This window comes from Kitasatospora sp. NPDC056181 (genome assembly GCF_042266225.1).
Lineage (GTDB): Bacteria > Actinomycetota > Actinomycetes > Streptomycetales > Streptomycetaceae > Kitasatospora.
Genome location: NZ_JBHJUK010000327.1, coordinates 1 through 1,783 on the forward strand (window position 1 = coordinate 1; position 1,783 = coordinate 1,783).

General features: G+C 71.5%; 2 protein-coding genes. Both read left to right on the forward strand.

From position 1 onward, the window contains the following. Positions 1 to 456, forward strand: a 456-nt coding sequence (locus ACFC1F_RS43280) for a hypothetical protein (RefSeq protein ID WP_376167311.1), incomplete at its 5' end; no start/stop codon positions are given. Between the two features lie 485 nt (positions 457 to 941). Beyond that, on the forward strand, positions 942 to 1,697 hold the full coding sequence (locus tag ACFC1F_RS43285) for a thioesterase II family protein (RefSeq protein WP_376167313.1): 756 nt from the start codon (positions 942 to 944) through the stop codon (positions 1,695 to 1,697). Positions 1,698 to 1,783: the final 86 nt, after the last annotated feature.

A 1,783-nucleotide genomic window follows, 5' to 3' on the forward strand; every position in this document is an offset into this window, starting at 1 on the left:
GTCCTGCACCGGATCCATGCAACGCATGGTGCTCGGGCCGAGTACCTGAGCTTGCTCGCGGGTGCGTTGCGTGCCGTGGTGCAGCGGTTGATGCAGGGGGGTCGCCTCGCCGAGGTGGTGCAGCCCGCTCAGGAAGCGATACAGGTGTACCGGCAGGCGGCCGGCGTCTCTGCGGGCGAATCCGTGATGGAACTCTCTGCGGATCTGCTGACCTTGTCCTTGTGGCTGGCTGACGTGCCGGAGCCGGCGGAAGCGATTGCCGCAGCACAGGCGGCGGTGGACGTCCTGCACGCGATCCAGCCACCGCCTGGTGCGCGAGCCGAGTACCTGAGCTTGCTCGCGGATGCGTTACGAGACCTGGCCAAGCGAATGGTCCAGGCCGGACGCCCTGACGAGGCGACGAAACCAACCCAGGAGGCCGTCCAGGCAGAGCAGCAGGCCGCCTCGCTGAACTAGGCAGCCGTTCAGCGTCGTTGCGTTGGATGGCGGGAGCTCGGCGCCCTGATCTGCGGCGAGGTCGCGGAGGGCGTCCAGGTCGGCGAGCCGGGGTCCGGTGGGTTCGGGGGTGTGTCCGGCAGTCTGGAGGAGCCGGCGGATTTCGCGGATGCGTCGGTTGACGGTTTCAGGCAGGACCTCTTCGAGTCGGCCGAGGACGGACCTCACGGTCCCCGTACCACGCTCGTCGAGGGAACCGCCGCGGGCGACCCACGGGGACACGCAGCCCGCCGGCCCGGCTACGAGCGACACCAGGTCGACGCCCGCCACGTCGAGGGCGAGCAACCGCGGGGGCAGGGGCCAACGGAACTGATGACCGAAGCGACCGGGCGTAGCAGAAGGATCACGCGTGTCCGCGACGGGGGTGCTGGTGGAAACCGGCGGGCCTGATGGGGACACTGGGGAGCAGATCAACAGTTGACCCGTACTCAGAGAGGTCGCCCCGCATGGCCGGCAGTAACACCGTCACCGAGAGCCCCTGGTTCCGCCGCTTCCACCCCGTCGGGACGGCGCCCGCACGGCTCGTCCTCTTTCCGCACGCGGGCGGCTCGGCGAGCTACTACCTCGACTACTCCGCGGCCCTGTCGCCGTACGCGGACGTGCTCGTCGTGCAGTACCCCGGGCGGCAGAACCGGTTCGCGGAGCCGACGATCGACTCGATCGGCGGGCTCGCGGACCGCGTCCACGAGGCCCTGCAGCCCTGGACCGACCGGCCGCTGACCTTCTTCGGCCACAGCATGGGCTCGGCCGTCTGTTTCGAGGTGGCCCGCCGGTTCGAGGCGGAAGGCCGCGGCGTTCCGGCGCACCTGTTCGCCTCCGGCGGCCGCGCACCCTCCCTTCCGCGCGACACCTCCTACCACCTGCTCCCCGACGACGAGCTGCTCGCAGAGCTGGCCCGGCTCGGTGGTACCGACGAACAGGTGCTTGCCGAACCGGAGTTGCGAGAGCTCATCCTGCCGTCGGTGCGCAGCGACTACACCGCCGTCGAGACGTACCTGTGCGCGCCGGACGCCGTCGTGTCGTCGCCGATCACGGCCCTGATCGGCGACGAGGACGCACGTGTCTCGTCCGCGCAGGCCCGCGACTGGGAGCGCCACACCACCGGCGCCTTCGACCTGCGCGTCTTCCCCGGCGGCCACTTCTACCTGGCCGACCAGCGCGCCGCGGTGGTCGAGCTGCTGGCCACCCACCTGCGGCGCTGACGGCCACCGGGCCCCGGGGGCCCAGAGCGACGACGCACGGCCCGCAGCCCGCCCCCCGGCCGCCCGCCGTGCGGCGGCCCTGCCGG